This window comes from Fischerella muscicola PCC 7414 (genome assembly GCF_000317205.1).
GTDB lineage: Bacteria > Cyanobacteriota > Cyanobacteriia > Cyanobacteriales > Nostocaceae > Fischerella > Fischerella muscicola.
In genome coordinates this window covers 1-1507 of record NZ_AJLK01000066.1, presented here as the reverse complement: position 1 = coordinate 1507, position 1507 = coordinate 1, and the positions used below count along the sequence as shown (strand labels likewise).

The window sequence follows — 1507 nt, the reverse complement described above, 5'->3', positions numbered from 1 at the left end:
CGTATTCATTGATTTTTGTCATGGCTGCAATTCTAATTGATAACAAAAATAAATAATAAATTAGATTACGTATTTTTAAAATTTCCTGACAACTACTTAATATTCCATCAAATCACCTAATTTTTCAGAGTAAAGTGAATATTTACCCGTCAGCCGGCAAAGCTAATGGTAAAAGTCCTAGCAAAATTTAAATGGTCAATAGTAATTTTTGTTGTGGTATTGCTGGGTATTATTTTTATATCTGTTCTGCCAGCCCAAACCCAACAACCAGTAGTTCTCAATTTGTTGATGACAGCCCCTGATGCTCAACCTTGGAAAGAGGGTATCATTAAAGACTTTGAGAGTAAAAATCCTGGTATTCGCATCAACATTATTGAAGGGCCAAACGCTACGAATTTACTTGAAGATTTGTACACTTCAGCTTTTATTTTAGGTGATTCTCCTTATGACCTGATCAATATGGATGTCATTTGGACACCTAAATTTGCTGCGGCTGGGTGGCTGCTAGATTTAACAGACAAGGTTACACAATCAGAATTGACAGCGTTTTCACCCAAGGATGTAGAAGGAGGACGTTACAAAGGTAGGTTATATCGAATTCCCATGCGGAGTGATGTGGGAATGCTTTACTACCGGGAAGATTTACTGAAACAAGCGGGGTTTAATCCACCAGAAACATTTACAGATTTAATCAAGATTTCCCAAGCTTTAAAACAGCAGGACAAGATAAATTGGGGTTATATTTGGCAAGGTCGCCAATATGAAGGATTAGCGGCGATGTTTGTCGAAATTCTTGAAGGTTTCGGGGGATTTTGGGTGAATCCTAACACCCTAGAAGTAGGATTAGATAGACCAGAAACCTTAAAAGCGATCGCTTTTCTCAAACAGACAATTCAAACAGGTATTTCTCCTCCTGGTGTCACAACATACCAAGAAGAAGAAACTAGACGCATTTTTCAGAGTGGACAAGCGGTATTTTTACGTAGTTGGCCCTATGTTTGGCCTTTAGCCAATGCCAAAGATTCCCCGATCAGAGGTAAAATTGCCATCAAACCAATGGTTAGCGCCTCTGGTGACAATGGAGGGGCTTGTTTAGGTGGATGGGGTTTGGGAATTTCTAAAACAACTAAACATCCCCAAGAGGCTTGGAAAGCAATTCAATACTTTACCAGCGAAGAAGCACAGCGTCGATTTATTCTGAAAGCTGGTTTTGTCCCTAGCAGACGTTCATTATTTACAGATCCACAAATCGTCGCCACCTATCCCCACTATCCCCAATTACTAGAAGTAGTAGAACAAGCTGTTTTGCGTCCACCCATTGCCCAATATGCCCAAACATCAGATATTTTGCAACGTTACTTGAGTGCAGCATTAACAAATCGCATGACTCCGGAAGCAGCCATGAAAGCAGCAGCCCAGGAGACAAGGCGGTTGTTGGGGGATGTGTGAGGAGGTGGGGAGGTGGGGAACTCACCGGCCCCCACTCCCCCAAGGGAGTGGGGAGATG

The 1507-nt window shown here is 41.7% G+C and carries 1 protein-coding gene; it reads left to right on the top strand.

Going from position 1 to position 1507, the window contains the following annotated elements; translation table 11 throughout:
- The first annotated feature begins 165 nt into the window (after nucleotides 1-165).
- On the top strand, nucleotides 166-1449 hold the full coding sequence (locus UYI_RS0109775; RefSeq protein WP_016866485.1) for an ABC transporter substrate-binding protein: 1284 nt from the start codon (nucleotides 166-168) through the stop codon (nucleotides 1447-1449).
- Nucleotides 1450-1507 lie beyond the last annotated feature (58 nt).

Bases quoted from the DNA above. Each gene is read 5' to 3' on its own strand.
- UYI_RS0109775 (WP_016866485.1), top strand. From the start codon at position 166: ATGGTAAAAGTCCTAGCAAAATTTAAATGGTCAATAGTAATTTTTGTT.